Below are 14714 nucleotides of genomic sequence, written 5' to 3' on the forward strand. Positions count from 1 at the left end.
TCTTCTGTGTACCGTTTACCGCTCATATCTTCTCCTTGTGCCCGACATTATGGCTCAGGAGTGTCTACGATAGTCGTGGCGATTCAGCTCGTGCAGGCAAAGAGGAAACACTTCAAACCACCTCCCAACCGAAACCTCCTCTACGGCGAAGGCAATCACCTCGTCAGTGTCGAGACGAAAAGCTGCAACGCTGTACTCTGAGTGAACGGCTTTTACAGTTCGGCCAGCAAGCTGCGCCGGGCTATCGTAGCAACTTACGATTCTTGAGTAGTGCATCCTGTCGCCTTCTTATATTTAATGCTATCTACAACTATCCTACCGGGCATACCTTACAGCGTTCGCCAAAGACGAATACAAGAATTAAGCGCCCGCTTTAGATGCGGAAAGCGCAATTTGGAATTTCCCACCGCCTTGAGGCGCAACCGTCACTACTAGATTCACAATGACTTGACCATCCATCGAAACTGAGTAGCTCGTGCTGGACAGAACAGACGCTGCACCATCTGGTGTGACATTCTTCGCCTGATATGTAGCTCCTTGTGTCTTGAGGTAGTCCAAGAAGCCGACCACCAAATTCTTGGTCATCGCCTCGTCTAAGTCATTTGCAAAGACATTGCACGTACTCGCTCCTACACTAGTCAAGACGAACCGCGATTTGTCGAGTTGGACATTCCAAGCGTTCCCATAGTTGCCTGCCAAATATTGGGAAGCCTCCGTTCCTGACAGCTTTTGAAAGCCTGGCTGGGCTAACCATTCCGCAAATTTTTCCGGGTATGGAAAGCTCATGAAACAGCCTTGCACGAACTGGTCAACCACCTGTACTGCCGCCGATTCAGCAGGTTTCAGCGGTGCGCAAAATACTAGAGGCGCAACGCCAAACAAAAGCGCGCCAACAATTTTTCTCATTATGTATTCCATCAATTTAAAGGATTGGCAATATCCGACCTGCGCCGCCGAGAATAGCATCTAGCTCATTTAAAAAATACACCAAATCTCACCTAGCATCGCAAATTGCTTGCACTCCGAAGCTAGACGAGTAGGAGGCAGGCAAGGGCATAAAAATATCGTGAAAAGGCCCCACTTGCGGGGCCCTTGTTGTAATGCACCTGCGACCGACTATGCAGCAGCCGGAAGCAAGATATCCCAGTACATATTTCCTTCAACTGACTCACCTGGGACCATGCTCTCGGTCAGCGGAAGCAAACAAGCATCCACATCCCCAACTTGTCCATCACTCAAAAGTCCGTCGCGATGAAACTGCTGGAATGATGCCGCCATCCACCTCAGTGCCTGTTCGTTCGTTGCCACCACTGCGACGCGCGCCAGCCACAGTCCCGGCGCCAGCTCAACTGACGGAACTTGACCAAGGCAGCTCTGTACTAAAGCGCAGGTCTTATGGCGTTCTGTCCGACCTTTCTTGGCGTTCTCGCATTCAACCCAGACGCACGCTCCACCCTCCGCAATTACAATGCCGTCCGCCTGCTTGCCATGCAAGACGCGATACGGGCCTCGCTCGGTCACAATCTCGTGTTCGGTGACGATATCAAGGCCGCGCTGAACTGCGCGAATCAAGTACCAGTTGCTGCAAGCGCGGTGCACGGCGTTGCCAATTGTTAGCGAGTTGCCGCTACTTGCGTCAACACCACACTGCTCGCTGAGCAGGCGTGCCCCCTCGGCGGCTAACAAGTAAGCTGTGCCTCCCTTTGTCATGGCTCTGGCGATAATCAGTTTTTCGTCCACCAGTTGTTGTAGGGTACGTCGTGTCATCGCTACTGAGTAGGTGGCATCTGGCCACACGAGCGCGGAAATCATGCGGCTGGTGAGCCAACCAAAGCGCCATAGCCAGTGCAGGACTGCCGTTCGATTGCGCTCTTGCACAAGGCGCTTGTCCAACGTTTGCGGCTCGGACATATCCATCGCTTTACCGGTCGGCAGGACATTTTCGGGGAAATTTGTTCGCGTCATCTTCGCTCCAATAGTTGCGCACCCATGTGCACTTCCATGTGTAGCAACTGCAATCGCACGCATGTGGCTTGACGAGAAAAGCCCATCGACTAACGCTCGCTTTCCCCCGCTGGACGCGGGACCGCTTGCTGCGGGGCTAGGGCCCCGCCACGTCGCAAACCTTGCGCCCCTCCTGCCGCTTCGCGGCCGGGCAAGGCATTCCACACCTTCCGCTAACATCACAAGCTGGCCGAGAACTGGCCACCTGCGCTACAGGATACGCTGGACGCGTATGTCTGCGACTGCTGAATGCCTTGCCCGGCCGCGCTGCGTTCGGGGGCGGGGCTACGCCCCCGGATGGCCATTGCAGCGTAGGCGCTGCAACGCGGCTGGACGCCGCTATTCGTCCACCGGCTCCCCCGGCCCTGTTCGTCGTGCTGGGGCACGAGCTTCACAGGGGACAGCGCGCCGCCGGGCGCTTGTCCCATCGCTACGCGCTGGCTCCCGCCTTGGTCACCGGCGTCGAAGAAATTGAATTTAAAGCGGAATTGAAGGGAAAGGACTGCATTTAGATCGCCTAGCGGCGATCTAAATGCCTCGGAAGGACCAATCCGGCATACTTCACCCGCTGGATAGCATCGAACAATGACGCTATCGGATACCGTCCCTCGCCGTACTCAGCGGCTACCGAGTCGTTCGCATGTCCAACCAAGACATCACGCACTTCGGTTTGAATCCCGGCAGCACGGCATGCATCAATGAAGCCGTGGCGGAATGAGTGAAACACTTTGCGCTTGTCTATGAGGCCGAGTTGCCGCTTGTATCGCCCAAACCACTTCGACCAATTGCCGCTTCTCTTCCCCTGCACATCAGGCTTCAAATCAGGGAACAGGAATTCCTGCTTCGTGTTTTTGCACGCTTCCATATACTCAAAGAAGCCAAGATTGGCCAGCTCTGAATGGACAGGGACACGCCTACGTGCGCTCTTGCTTTTCAGTTGGTTGCCTTCGCCCTCGGTCGTGATGTTGAAGTAGAAGCCGAATCCATCGTCTTGCCTCACATCGCCAACCCTCAATTGCGCAAGCTCCTCCAATCGCGCGCCGGAGAACAAAGCAATAAGGGGGAGCCAGTAAGACGCCTCGCCACCGCCGCCCTTGGGCCTTGCGCCTGCGGCATGAACCGGAGCCGCGAATAAGCTCTGCAAATCGTCCAGACTGAACGGGATACGGGACTTCTCTACCCGCTTGTCTTTCGGAGACTTCACCCCAGCCACAGGATTCCGCTCGACCAGTTCGCTGTCCAACGCGACCGCAAATGCAGCGTGGATGAATGAAAGTTTCTTGTAGATGGTCTTGGGCGACTGGCCTTGCTCATGCAACGCATCTCGGAACCGAACCAGATGCGTTTTGCGAAGCGCACCTGCAGATACGCCCGGATGGAGAATTTTCAGTTCGTTGAACACGCTTTGGACGGCGCGTTTTGTGCGAGGCAATGCGCTCGTATGGCTCGCCCAGTAGTCAACTATTTTGTCGAGGGTCATGCCTTAATGCGTGACTTTCGGCGTTGCCACCGCACGCCCGGCCTCCCGCTCCATCCGCGCATGACTGACTTCCGCTTCAGCTACCAGCACAGCGTATGCCAATCTGCTGTACGACTCGGTACCCTCGTCGATATCCAAGCCAAGTTCGCGCAGGTGGCGCCTCAACTCGCCGCCAATCTGGGACACATCCCCACGAGCAGCGGCCATGGTCACCACTTGATGGTGGGCGTTGATAATGTCCGAGTACAGCTCGCCATCAGAGCCGGACAAACCAGCTCTCCGCATCTCCTCATCCTGCGCCAACCATTTCGCCTTGTACGACGCGCAAATTTGCTGAATTTCTTCGTCGGTCAGCACGAGCCGGCGCAGCGGGCCACTCGCCGTAACAGTGCTTGCTCGCGCCTGCACAAGTGCTTGCTGAATCTCGTTCCTTCGGGCAGCGGCCCGTGCAGTCGCCTCCTTCGGGTCTTTGGTTTTTAGGCTGTCAAAAATGACGTCCTTGCCAAAGGCGGAGACGAGCTCTTGGGGAACCCTTGCGCGAAAGTAGTAGACCCCGCTGGGTTGCGTTTGACTAGATTGGTTTGATTTTTCAACTTGACCATCCTGATAATGTGTATCAGGTGCGTGTATCAGTCAAGTCTTTGTAAGGTACTGAAGTGATTGAAGTTTTTAATTTTCAATCACTTAGATATTCTGTGGCGGAGAGAGGGGGATTCGAACCCCCGATAGGCTATGAACCTATACACGCTTTCCAGGCGTGCGACTTAAACCACTCATCCATCTCTCCTGATGGGGTCTCGTGTGTCCACGAAGCCGCCTATTATAGCAAGTATTCTCTTCTGTACAAGACCGTTCTCGCAAGCGTCACGCCGCTGCCTCGGTCCAGCGCCTCCGCCAGGGGCGCAGCACCTGCCGCACCGGGTTCACCTGCGTGCCGACTTCGTCCTCTCCTACCAGCCCGCGCCGCTTCAGGTGGCGCAGCGCCACCTGCACCGCCGACTTCGACAGCCCGGTCTTGACGGCGATTGTCTGCAGACTGGCCGGCACCTGGTCGCGCCCTAAGGCCTGCGCACTGTGCAGCAGGTAAAGGTAGACGACGAAGGCAGCCGGACGGCGGTCGTGGCCGACCAGGTCGGGCATCAGGACCTCGAACACGTAGGCGTCGAGCGAAGACTGGCGGGTAGTCATGGAAACTATAGTATTAAAAAGCATGCGGAAGTCGAGTCTGCCACGATAATGGCGGGCATGACAACCACGGCATGAGCCACCATGATCACCCAACTGAAATTCGTCAGCATCCCTGTCTCGGACCAGGACCGCGCCCTCGCCTTCTACACCGAAAAGCTCGGCTTCGACATCTCCACCGACCAGCCGATGGGCCCGGGCAAGCGCTGGATCGAGCTGCGCATCGGCAGCGCCGGTACGCGCGTGGTGCTGTTCACGATGGACGGCCAGGAAGACCGCATCGGCACGTTCTTCAATGGCTCTTTCGCCTGCGACAATGTCGAAGCGACCTATCGCCAGCTGAGCCAGCGCGGCGTCGAGTTCATCGAACCGCCGACCGTGCAGCCCTGGGGCTCATTCGCCAAGTTCCGCGACCCGGACGGCAATACCTTCGTGCTCTCTTCCTCCTGAGCTACGCACCCCGCATAAAATTGCCGCCACCATGGCGGCAATGTCGCTTTTGCCCACCAGATACGCCGTTTTCCTCAAGCAGCGCCCGCAAGGCAGTGATATCGTTGCCCGAATTTAACTCTTTGGTATCAATACGCTGTGAAACGCAAAGTCCTGTATTACGTCGTCTTCACTGTCGCCGCGGCCGGCGCCGCGGCCGGCAGCTGGATCGTCAGTCTCAAGTCTCCCTCTTCCGCCCCCGTAGCCACCGCGCCCGCCAACCCGGCGGCCATGGATGTCAGCGCCATCTCGGCCGACATGAAAACCATGCTGGCGTCCTACCGCAAGATCATTGTGCTGACGCAGGATGAAGCGAAGCTCTCGACGGACGAGCGGGCCCAGGCCAACCGCGTCGGCCAGCAGCTCTTCCACGAGAACCAGGAACGCATCAACAGGGTCGATGCTGCCCTCGCCCAGCTCCTCACCTCGAACAACCCCGCCCGCTTCGACGCCCTCGGCACCCTGATCGACTATGTCGAATCCGGCGAGGGCCTCTACGATGCCGACCGCCTCGCTTTCCGCGAGCTGATGCAGTCGCTGCTGGCGCAGGTCGCCAAGGATTCCTCGCTGCCGGCGATCAAGCTGCACAAGCGCATTTCGGAAGACCTCGACGCGCTTGCGGAGATCGAACGTAACTATGAGAAGGAAATCCGCGCGGTGTTCGGCCGTTTCGAATCGCGCTCGATCCAGCTCAAGCGCGAGAAGTGGGACGGCTACGTCGCTTACCTGAAAACCCTGTACAAGCGCGAAGCCATCCTGAAGGACTACGGCGTCATCGCCCCCTACCCGGCCAGGCCGGAAGCGCCCGCGCCATCCGGCCCGTCGCAGGCGAGCACGGAAGACGGCGAAATCTTCGGCAAGGCCCTGCCGAAGAAAACCGTGGTGCTGACCTTCGACGACGGCCCGCATCGCCGCTACAGCGAAGAAATCGCGGCCATCCTCAAGCAGTACAACGCGCCGGCGATCTTCTTCAGCGTCGGCCGCAACATCGGTTCGCTCGACGCCCAGGGCAAGGCCAAGCTGAACGGCGGGGCGGACGTGATGCGCCGCCTGAAGCGGTCGGGTTATGTGCTGGCCAACCACAGCTTCTCGCACGCCCAGCTGTCGAAACAGACCGGCGACAACCTGAAGGCCGAGATCCTGAATACCGATGCCCTGCTCAAGGCCGTCGATCCGCAGCGTTCGCCATTGTTCCGCTTTCCCTACGGCGCGCGCAACCGCGAAGGCATGCAGATGCTCGAGGATGCGCACCTGCGTTCGGTGATGTGGAATATCGATTCGCTCGACTGGGCCGATCCGGTGCCCTCCTCCATCGCCGACCGCGTGTTGCGCACCGTCGACAAGGAAGGCCGCGGCATCATCCTGTTCCACGACATCCACGAGCGCACCGTCAAGGCGCTGCCCGCCATTCTCGACCGCCTGGTGGCCGAGGGCTACCAGTTCGCCGGCTGGGATGGCGAATCGTTCAAGGTCTCTGGCGCCAGCGCACCGGCGCCGGTGCAGCGTTCGGCGGCAACGGGTTATGCCAATTCCTGGGCCATCGTGGTCGGCATCGACAAGTACCAGAAATGGCCGCAGCTTCAATATGCCGTGCGCGACGCCGAAGGTGTTGGACAGATGCTGGTGCAGAAATTCGGCTTCGCGCCGGAACGCGTGATCACGCTCAAGAACGAAGCCGCGACCCGCAACGGCATCCTGTCCGCCTTCCACGACCGCCTGGCGCATGGCGGGCTGCAGCCGAACGACCGCATCTTCGTCTTCTTCGCCGGCCATGGCGCGACGCGCAAACTGAGCTCGGGGCGCGACCTCGGCTACATCGTGCCGGTCGATGCCGACCCGAACAAGCTGGCCACGGATGCGATTCCGATGACCGAGATCCAGAACATCGCGGAAAGCCTGCCGGCCAAGCACGCACTGTTCGTGATGGACGCCTGCTACAGCGGCCTGGGCCTCACGCGCGGTGCGGCGAATGCCTCCTTCCTGCGCGATAACGCGAAGCGCCTGGGCCGCCAGATGCTGACAGCGGGCGGCAGCGATCAGCTGGTGTCGGACGGCGGGCCGAACGGTCATTCCGTCTTCACCTGGACGCTGCTGCAAGGCCTGGGCGGCAAGGCCGACCTGAACGGCGACAGCCTGATCACCGGCACGGAACTCGCGGCCTATGTGGCCCCGGCGGTGTCGAGCGTGTCGCAGCAGACGCCGGCCTTCGGCAGCCTGCCGGGATCGGAGGGTGGCGAATTCGTGTTCGAGCTGCCGGAAGAAAGCGAATTCCTGAACACGTCCACGGCGCAGCTGTCGAACGATGCGATTGCCCTCAACACCAAGCTCGACGCCCAGGCCTCGGCGCCAGCCGCGGCGGTGGTCGTGAAGGACCTGCAGGGCGGCGAGACCAAGCTGGTTGCGCCGGCGGCGGTGCCGGTGTCCGCGCGCCAGAAGGCGCAGCGCGCGAATGACCAGGGGCTGCTGCTCTACAAGGAAAAGCAGTATGCGCAGGCGGAGGCCCAGTTCACCGAGGCGCTCAAGCTGCGGCCTGATTTTGCGCTCGCGGCCAACAACCTGGGCTTCGTGTTTTATAAACAGGAGAAGTTTGCGGAGGCGGCGCGCTGGTTCGAGAACGCGATCCGGATGGATCCTTCACGGGCAATCGCCTACATGAACCTCGGGGACGCGTACGCCCGCGCAGGCCAGGGCGACAAGGCCAAGGGGGCGTACAAGACGTATCTGGAGCTTGCGCCGAAAAGTCCGACTGCAGGGTATGCGCGGCAACAGATGGAGAAGCTGTAGCTCACATCTGTCCCGACTCATACACCGGCAAGCGCCGCTGCTCCGCTTCGCTGAACATGCGGCTGCGCAACGCTTTCACCGCTTCGTCGTTCAAGCCCTTGCGCTGGACGAGATAGACCCCGATCCGCTGCCGCCAGGCAGCTTCTTCCCGGTCGACCTCGACCAGCCGGCCGGCCGCATCGGAACCGAAGGCCTCGGCACGCATGCGGAAGATCTCTTCTTCCGCTGCGCCCGCCGCGCGCATCCGCTCGGCCTCCTGCTGCAGGCGCGCGATCTTCAAGGGGGCCTCGCGCTCCTCGCGCAGGGCGGCCGGCAGGCTGGCGTCCAGGGCAGCGAGGCGTTCCTGCCTTTGCTGCGCCGTCAGGGAACGGTCTTCGCTGATCCGCAAGCGCGCGAGGGCATCGGCGTTCGCGGCGTCTTCCTCACCAAAGATCGCGGCGATCTCGGCTTTGGTAAAGAACTGCGTACGCACCCGTGCCAGCGCATCCAGCCGGCGCACGAGCGAGGCCGCGTCCGGGCCCGCCAGCTCCGGCCCGGCTTCCAATGTAGCCAGCGCCCGCTTGTAGGCCAGGTAGCGCGCCAGCACGCGCTTGGCCGCGTCGGCTGCGGCCGGCCTCAGGGTACGATCCAGTTCGCGTTCGATCCCGACCCTCACCTCGCTTGGCGACTTCTCCCCGACCGTGCTCAGGTAATACTCGAACAGGGCGATCAGCTGCGCATCGACGACGATGCCGTCATCTGGCGCAACGCGGACCGCGCCATCCGGCCGCGTGCCCTCCAGCGAGGGCGCGAACGCCCTGGCGGCCGGCGCCACGGCGACCGGAACCGCGCCAGGCTCGGGCGGAGCGGCGTCCTGCCCGAACGCCGCGATCCACAGCAAGGCCGCGACCGCGGCCGTGGCTGCCGCGCCGCCGATGAAGGTGGCGCGCAGGCTCACAGGCCCATCTCGCGCAGGCGGTTGGCGTGCTGGCGGTAGACCGTGAGCGGATTGGTTTCGAACAGATTGACCAGGCCCGCCACCTGGTTGATTTCATCGAAGTGATTCATGCCGTAGTCGTCGCGGATCACGCGCCCGAGACGGCTGGAGCAGCTTCCCACCAGGCCGTCGTTCTTTTCGCCGCGGAAGGCCAGCGATGCCAGCGCCAACGGGCTGTCGACCGGATCGAGCAAGTTGGTCAGCGGCCGCGCGCCGCTCCAGGAGAAATAGTAGACGCCGTTGACCTGGTAATCGCCCTCGCCGCAGGCGGTGAGCGGCACGCCCTGGGGATGCGCGGCATTGAATTTGGCGGCGCCAAGCGTGGTCATCGAATCCAGCGCCGCTGCCGACATCTGGGCATTGCGGTCGCCGGACAGGAAGGCGATGGTCTTGGCGATGCCGTCGACGATCGAGACCAGCAGCGTCTCGGAATACGATCCCGGCGGGGCCGCACCGCGCATGATGTCGGCGGTCGGTACGCCCTTGTTGGCGCCGCCGACGCTGGTCACGGACGCCACCAGCATTGGCGCCACCGACGCCACGTAGCGCGCGGTCGGCGCGCCATGGCTATGGCCGATCAGATTGACCTTCTTCGCGCCGGTGGCGGCCATGACCTGCTTCACGTAGGTGAGCAGTTGCTCGCCCCGCACTTCGGTACTGTTGGCAGCCGACACCTGGGCCACGTAGACCTGGGCGCCGTCGCGCCGCAATGCGGCGGGGATGCCGAACCAGTATTCATACGGGCCGATGGAATTCCAGCCAAGCATGCCGTGCACGAGGACGATCGGATACTTGGTCTGGGTATAGCCGGCGGCGGATGCGGATACCGGGACGAGGGACAAGGCGAGCAACAGCATGCCTGCCCATCTGGCGAAGGTCTTCTTCATATGTCTCCTGAGTGGTCGAATTCATTGCGTGTCCGTACGGCTGAGTTAGCGCGCGCAAAAATTATAAATTCAACAAGAAAACATCGCCGCACGACATGCCATGGCTTGCCGAAGCAGCCAATTGTCTCAATAATTCATGCATGGCAATTAAAAAAGTTACATCATGGAAATGAAACGCATCAATGCCGGGAAACTGCGCGCCATCGGCTACGATTCGAAAGAGCGCATCCTGCGGGTGGAGTTCGACGATGGCACCGCCATCGACTACGCCGGCGTCGGCAGCGACGTATGGAAGCGCTTCTCGACCTCGGGTGCTGCGTGGAGTTTTTACCGCGACAATATCGAAGAGGAATTCGCGGGCAAGCGCGGGCGCGCGGCGGTCGCCAGTCAGCGCGCTGAGCTGGACGCGCTGTTCGGCGCCGATCCTGCGCCGAAAAAGCCGAATCCTCTCGACGAGCTCTTCAAGCGGCCCGGCGAGGAATAAAAAATGCCGCGCCGTTTGCACGGCGCGGCATCGTCTCAGCCATGAATCGGGCCGTTAAGCGGACTCTTTGAGCTGATCCAGGATCGCCGGATTCTCCAGCGTCGACACGTCCTGGGTGATGTTCTCGCCCTTGGCCAGCACGCGCAGCAGGCGGCGCATGATCTTGCCGGAGCGGGTCTTCGGCAGGTTGTCGCCGAAGCGGATTTCCTTCGGCTTGGCGATCGGGCCGATTTCCTTCGCCACCCAGTTGCGCAGCTCGGTCGCCAGTTTCTTGGCGTCTTCGCCGCTCGGACGCGCCTGTTTCAGCACCACGAAGGCGCAGATCGCCTCGCCGGTGGTGTCGTCCGGCTTGCCGACCACCGCCGCTTCCGCGACCATCGGGTGCGCCACCAGGGCCGATTCGATTTCCATCGTGCCCATGCGGTGGCCCGACACGTTCAGCACGTCGTCGATGCGGCCGGTGATGGTGAAGTAGCCGGTGTCCTTGTTGCGGATCGCACCGTCGCCCGCCAGGTAGTATTTGCCGCCCAGTTCTTCAGGGAAGTAGCTGGTGCGGAAGCGGTCCGGATTGTTCCAGATGGTGCGGATCATCGACGGCCACGGACGTTTCACCACCAGGATGCCGCCCTGCCCGTTCGGCACGTCGGCGCCGGATTCGTCCACGATGGCGGTCATGATGCCCGGAAGCGGCAAGGTGCAGGAACCCGGGACCAGCGGGGTCGCGCCCGGCAACGGGGTGATCATGTGGCCGCCGGTCTCGGTCTGCCAGAAGGTATCGACGATCGGGCAACGTGCCTGGCCGACGTTCTTGTAATACCACATCCAGGCTTCCGGATTGATCGGCTCTCCGACCGAACCCAGCAGGCGCAGGCTCGACAGGTCGAAGTTCTTCGGGTGCACTTTCTCGTCGACGTCGGACGCCTTGATCAGCGAACGGATCGCGGTCGGCGCGGTGTAGAAGATCGAGACCTTGTGCTTGGCGATGGTTTCCCAGAAGCGGCCGGCGTGCGGGAAGGTCGGCACGCCTTCGAACACGAGCTGCGTGGCGCCGACGGCGGTCGGGCCGTAGCAGATGTAGGTGTGGCCGGTGACCCAGCCGATGTCGGCCGTGCACCAGAACACGTCGTCCGGCTTGAGGTCGAAGGTCCATTTCATCGTCAGCGCGGCCCACAGCAGGTAGCCGCCGGTCGAGTGCTGGACGCCCTTCGGGGTGCCGGTCGAGCCCGAGGTGTAGAGGATGAAGAGCGGGTGTTCGGCGTCGACCCATTCCGGTTCGCACTCCTTCGGCTGATCGTCGATGAGCTCGTGCAGCCAGATGTCGCGGCCTTCCGTGAAGTTGATCTGGCCGCCGGTGCGCTGGTAGATGATCACGTCGCGGATGCTGTCGCAGCCGCCCAGCGCCAGCGCCTCGTCGACGATGGTCTTCAGGGGCAACGCCTTGCCGCCACGCTTTTGCTCATCGGCCGTGATGACGGCCACGGCGCCGGCGTCGATGATGCGTTCCTGCAGCGATTTCGCCGAGAAGCCGCCGAACACCACCGAATGGGTGGCGCCGATGCGGGCGCAGGCCTGCATCGCGGCGATGCCTTCGATCGACATCGACATGTAGATGATGACGCGGTCGCCCTTCTTGATGCCGCGCGATTTCAGGCCGTTGGCGAACTGGCAGACGCGGGCGTGGAGCTCACGGTAGCTGGCCTTGGTGACGGCGCCGTCGTCCGCCTCGAAGATGATGGCGGTCTTGTCCGCGTTACCGTTCGTGAGATTGCGGTCGAGGCTGTTGTACGACGCGTTCAGCTGGCCGTCGGCGAACCATTTGTAGAACGGGGCGTCCGATTCGTCGAGGGTGGTGGTGAAGGGCTTGTGCCAGTCGATGTTTTCACGCGCCAGGCGTGCCCAGAAACCTTCGTAGTCGCTGGCTGCTTCGGCGCACAATTTTTCGTAGGCTTCCATGCCGGAGATCGCGGCCTTGCCGGCGAATTCGGCCGACGGTGGGAACACGCGATTTTCCTGCAGCGTGAATTCTTGATTGCTCTCGTTCTCGGCCATACTAGTCTCCATAGTAGTAAGTTTTGCTTTTACCGGACACCTTAGGGGCGCTCGCTTACTGAGCCCTTACATGGCTTTTTTCCTACGCCCGCTGGTCGAATAGCATTCTACCAACCTTGCTGCAAAGCGGCGAAGAACCGGCAAAGGACGGGCGGACGGGTGTAGAATGCTCGGCTGTAATTTATCCAGCATCCAGGAGTCCGCATCCCGATGGCGCAGTTAATTCCCCCGAACGAAGCAAAGAAACTCAGCCCCCTGAACAACCTGATCTTCGCCAGCCGCTGGCTGCAGCTGCCGCTCTACCTCGGCCTGATCCTGGCGCAGTGCGTTTACGTGTTCCATTTCTGGGTCGAGCTGAAGGACCTGATCGGCGCGGCGATGGGCAATGTCGCCTCGCTGCAGCACATCCTGGACGTCGTGACGGTGCCTGGCGCAGTACGCCCGACCAAGCTGACCGAGACGACCATCATGCTGGTGGTGCTGGGCCTGATCGACGTGGTCATGATCTCGAACCTTTTGATCATGGTCATCGTGGGCGGCTACGAGACCTTCGTCTCGCGCATGCACCTCGAAGGACACCCGGACCAGCCCGAATGGCTGTCGCATGTGAACGCTTCGGTACTCAAGACGAAACTGGCGATGGCGATCATCGGCATCTCGTCGATCCACCTGCTGAAGACCTTCATCAATGCGGCGAACTACAAGCCGGAAACCATGATGTGGCAAACCATCATCCACCTGGCTTTCCTGCTGTCGGCCATGGCCATCGCCTATACCGACCGCATCGTCATGACCACGCATTCGAAACATTAAATAACCTCCTGATCGAGAACTTCCATGGCAACCGTTATCACCCAGAGCGACCTCATCGAATCGGTCGCGGCAGCCCTCCAGTACATCAGCTACTACCACCCGGCCGACTATATCCAGCACCTGGCGCGCGCGTATGAGACCGAGCAAAGTGCGGCGGCGAAGGACGCCATCGCGCAGATCCTGACCAACTCGCGCATGTGCGCCGAGGGCAAGCGTCCGATCTGCCAGGACACCGGCATCGTCAACGTGTTCCTCAAGATCGGCATGAACGTCCGCTTCGAAGGCTTCACCGGTTCGGTCACCGACGCCGTCAACGAAGGCGTGCGCCGCGCCTACGGCTTCGCCGACAACAAGCTGCGCGCCTCGATCGTGGCCGACCCGCACTTCGAGCGCAAGAACACCAAGGACAACACCCCGGCCGTGGTCCACATGGAACTGGTCGAAGGCGACACCGTCGACGTGAAACTGGCTGCCAAGGGCGGCGGCTCGGAGAACAAGACCAAGTTCGTCATGCTGAACCCGTCCGACTCGCTGGTGGACTGGGTCATCAAGACCGTGCCCCTGATGGGCGCGGGCTGGTGCCCGCCGGGCATGCTCGGCATCGGCATCGGCGGCACCGCCGAAAAGGCGATGCTGATGGCGAAAGAGTCGCTGATGGAAGACATCGACATGTACGAACTGAAGCAGCGCGGCCCGCAGAACAAGCTGGAAGAACTGCGTATCGAACTGTGCGACAAGATCAACGCGCTGGGCATCGGCGCCCAGGGCCTGGGCGGCCTCACCACCGTGCTGGACGTGAAGATCAATATGTACCCGACCCACGCGGCCTCCAAGCCCGTGGCGATGATCCCGAACTGCGCCGCCACCCGCCACGCCCACTTCGTGCTGGACGGCTCGGGCCCGGCCTACATCGAACCGCCGGCGCTCTCCACCTGGCCGGAAGTGCACTGGACCCCGGATACTGAAAAATCCAAGCGCGTCGACCTGAACACCCTCACCAAAGAGGAAGTCGCTTCGTGGAAGCCGGGCCAGACCCTGCTCCTGAACGGCAAGATGCTGACCGGCCGCGACGCCGCGCACAAGCGCATCCAGGACATGCTGGCCAAGGGCGAGCAGCTGCCGGTGGACTTCACCAACCGCGTGATCTATTACGTCGGCCCGGTCGACCCGGTGGGCGATGAAGTCGTTGGTCCGGCAGGCCCGACCACCGCGACCCGCATGGACAAGTTCACCGACATGATGCTGGAGAAGACCGGCCTGATCTCGATGATCGGCAAGGCCGAGCGCGGCCCGGCGGCGATCGAATCGATCCAGAAGCACAAGTCGGCCTACCTGATGGCGGTGGGCGGCTCGGCCTACCTGGTCTCGAAGGCGATCAAGTCGGCCAAGGTGGTCGGCTTCGAAGACCTGGGCATGGAAGCGATCTACGAGTTCGACGTGACCGACATGCCGGTCACCGTCGCCGTCGACGCCACCGGCACCTCGGTCCACAACACCGGTCCGAAGGAATGGTCGGCGAAGATCGAGTCGCTGAAGGGCATTCCGGTAGCATCGGTTTAACGT

At 61.3% G+C, this 14714-nt stretch carries 13 protein-coding genes, 1 tRNA gene and 1 pseudogene; 5 read left to right on the top strand and 10 right to left on the bottom strand.

The genetic code is table 11. From position 1 onward, the window contains the following. Positions 1-360: 360 nt before the first annotated feature. The 7 genes and pseudogenes from ACQ7JA_RS23245 to ACQ7JA_RS23275 form a co-directional block, all read right to left on the bottom strand. Entirely contained in the window at positions 361-906 is a 546-nt protein-coding gene (locus ACQ7JA_RS23245; RefSeq protein WP_430902078.1) for an NMCC_0638 family (lipo)protein, read from the bottom strand. 210 nt (positions 907-1116) lie between these two features. Further along, positions 1117-1965, bottom strand: coding sequence for a hypothetical protein (locus tag ACQ7JA_RS23250; RefSeq protein ID WP_430902079.1), 849 nt, complete (start codon positions 1963-1965; stop codon positions 1117-1119). A 556-nt stretch (positions 1966-2521) separates the two neighbouring features. Next, complete coding sequence (locus ACQ7JA_RS23255; protein WP_430902080.1) at positions 2522-3484, bottom strand: tyrosine-type recombinase/integrase; 963 nt, start codon at positions 3482-3484, stop codon at positions 2522-2524. A 3-nt stretch (positions 3485-3487) separates the two neighbouring features. Next, entirely contained in the window at positions 3488-3841 is a 354-nt protein-coding gene (locus tag ACQ7JA_RS23260) for a hypothetical protein (protein ID WP_430902081.1), read from the bottom strand. A gap of 51 nt (positions 3842-3892) precedes the next feature. Further along, positions 3893-4117 (bottom strand): annotated as a pseudogene (locus ACQ7JA_RS23265) (DUF6538 domain-containing protein); the annotation flags it as partial. 63 nt (positions 4118-4180) lie between these two features. After that, positions 4181-4271, bottom strand: a tRNA-Ser gene (locus tag ACQ7JA_RS23270). Positions 4272-4348: 77 nt separating this feature from the next. Continuing rightward, positions 4349-4672, bottom strand: coding sequence for a helix-turn-helix domain-containing protein (locus ACQ7JA_RS23275; protein WP_231058840.1), 324 nt, complete (start codon positions 4670-4672; stop codon positions 4349-4351). Positions 4673-4753: 81 nt separating this feature from the next. On the opposite strand from ACQ7JA_RS23275, the gene ACQ7JA_RS23280 reads away from it, so the two are divergent. Then, positions 4754-5119, top strand: coding sequence for a VOC family protein (locus ACQ7JA_RS23280; RefSeq protein ID WP_430902082.1), 366 nt, complete (start codon positions 4754-4756; stop codon positions 5117-5119). 138 nt (positions 5120-5257) lie between these two features. Then, the gene (locus ACQ7JA_RS23285) at positions 5258-7942 is read left to right on the top strand and encodes a polysaccharide deacetylase family protein (RefSeq protein WP_430902083.1); all 2685 of its coding nucleotides are present in this window, start codon (positions 5258-5260) and stop codon (positions 7940-7942) included. Between the two features lies 1 nt (position 7943). On the opposite strand, the gene ACQ7JA_RS23290 is transcribed toward ACQ7JA_RS23285, so the two are convergent. Continuing rightward, a complete protein-coding gene (locus ACQ7JA_RS23290; RefSeq protein ID WP_430902084.1) occupies positions 7944-8879 on the bottom strand; it encodes a lipase secretion chaperone in 936 nt (311 codons plus the stop codon). After that, on the bottom strand, positions 8876-9805 hold the full coding sequence (locus ACQ7JA_RS23295; RefSeq protein ID WP_430902085.1) for a lipase family alpha/beta hydrolase: 930 nt from the start codon (positions 9803-9805) through the stop codon (positions 8876-8878). Before ACQ7JA_RS23295 ends, ACQ7JA_RS23290 begins: the two co-directional genes overlap by 4 nt. Before the next feature lie 163 nt (positions 9806-9968). Here ACQ7JA_RS23295 and ACQ7JA_RS23300 point away from each other — a divergent pair, with 163 nt between their 5' ends. After that, entirely contained in the window at positions 9969-10289 is a 321-nt protein-coding gene (locus ACQ7JA_RS23300) for a KTSC domain-containing protein (protein ID WP_430902086.1), read from the top strand. A gap of 54 nt (positions 10290-10343) precedes the next feature. Here the strand turns inward: ACQ7JA_RS23300 and acs are convergent, their stop codons facing one another. Next, entirely contained in the window at positions 10344-12338 is a 1995-nt protein-coding gene (acs, locus tag ACQ7JA_RS23305; RefSeq protein WP_430902087.1) for an acetate--CoA ligase, read from the bottom strand. A 210-nt stretch (positions 12339-12548) separates the two neighbouring features. Here acs and ACQ7JA_RS23310 point away from each other — a divergent pair, with 210 nt between their 5' ends. Together ACQ7JA_RS23310 and ACQ7JA_RS23315 are read left to right on the top strand one after the other, a co-directional pair. Continuing rightward, positions 12549-13151 (top strand): TIGR00645 family protein, encoded by a 603-nt coding sequence (locus ACQ7JA_RS23310; RefSeq protein ID WP_430902088.1) that lies wholly within the window; start codon positions 12549-12551, stop codon positions 13149-13151. Positions 13152-13175: 24 nt separating this feature from the next. Further along, a complete protein-coding gene (locus ACQ7JA_RS23315) occupies positions 13176-14711 on the top strand; it encodes a fumarate hydratase (protein ID WP_430902089.1) in 1536 nt (511 codons plus the stop codon). Positions 14712-14714 lie beyond the last annotated feature (3 nt).

It is taken from the genome of Massilia sp. BKSP1R2A-1 (assembly GCF_050586525.1).
In the GTDB taxonomy this organism is placed as follows: domain Bacteria; phylum Pseudomonadota; class Gammaproteobacteria; order Burkholderiales; family Burkholderiaceae_D; genus Telluria.

Bases quoted from the DNA above. Each gene is read 5' to 3' on its own strand.
- ACQ7JA_RS23295 (WP_430902085.1), bottom strand. From the start codon at position 9,805: ATGAAGAAGACCTTCGCCAGATGGGCAGGCATGCTGTTGCTCGCCTTG.
- ACQ7JA_RS23250 (WP_430902079.1), bottom strand. From the start codon at position 1,965: ATGACGCGAACAAATTTCCCCGAAAATGTCCTGCCGACCGGTAAAGCG.
- ACQ7JA_RS23310 (WP_430902088.1), top strand. From the start codon at position 12,549: ATGGCGCAGTTAATTCCCCCGAACGAAGCAAAGAAACTCAGCCCCCTG.
- ACQ7JA_RS23275 (WP_231058840.1), bottom strand. From the start codon at position 4,672: ATGACTACCCGCCAGTCTTCGCTCGACGCCTACGTGTTCGAGGTCCTG.
- ACQ7JA_RS23255 (WP_430902080.1), bottom strand. From the start codon at position 3,484: ATGACCCTCGACAAAATAGTTGACTACTGGGCGAGCCATACGAGCGCA.
- ACQ7JA_RS23280 (WP_430902082.1), top strand. From the start codon at position 4,754: ATGATCACCCAACTGAAATTCGTCAGCATCCCTGTCTCGGACCAGGAC.
- ACQ7JA_RS23300 (WP_430902086.1), top strand. From the start codon at position 9,969: ATGGAAATGAAACGCATCAATGCCGGGAAACTGCGCGCCATCGGCTAC.
- ACQ7JA_RS23245 (WP_430902078.1), bottom strand. From the start codon at position 906: ATGAGAAAAATTGTTGGCGCGCTTTTGTTTGGCGTTGCGCCTCTAGTA.
- ACQ7JA_RS23315 (WP_430902089.1), top strand. From the start codon at position 13,176: ATGGCAACCGTTATCACCCAGAGCGACCTCATCGAATCGGTCGCGGCA.
- acs (WP_430902087.1), bottom strand. From the start codon at position 12,338: ATGGCCGAGAACGAGAGCAATCAAGAATTCACGCTGCAGGAAAATCGC.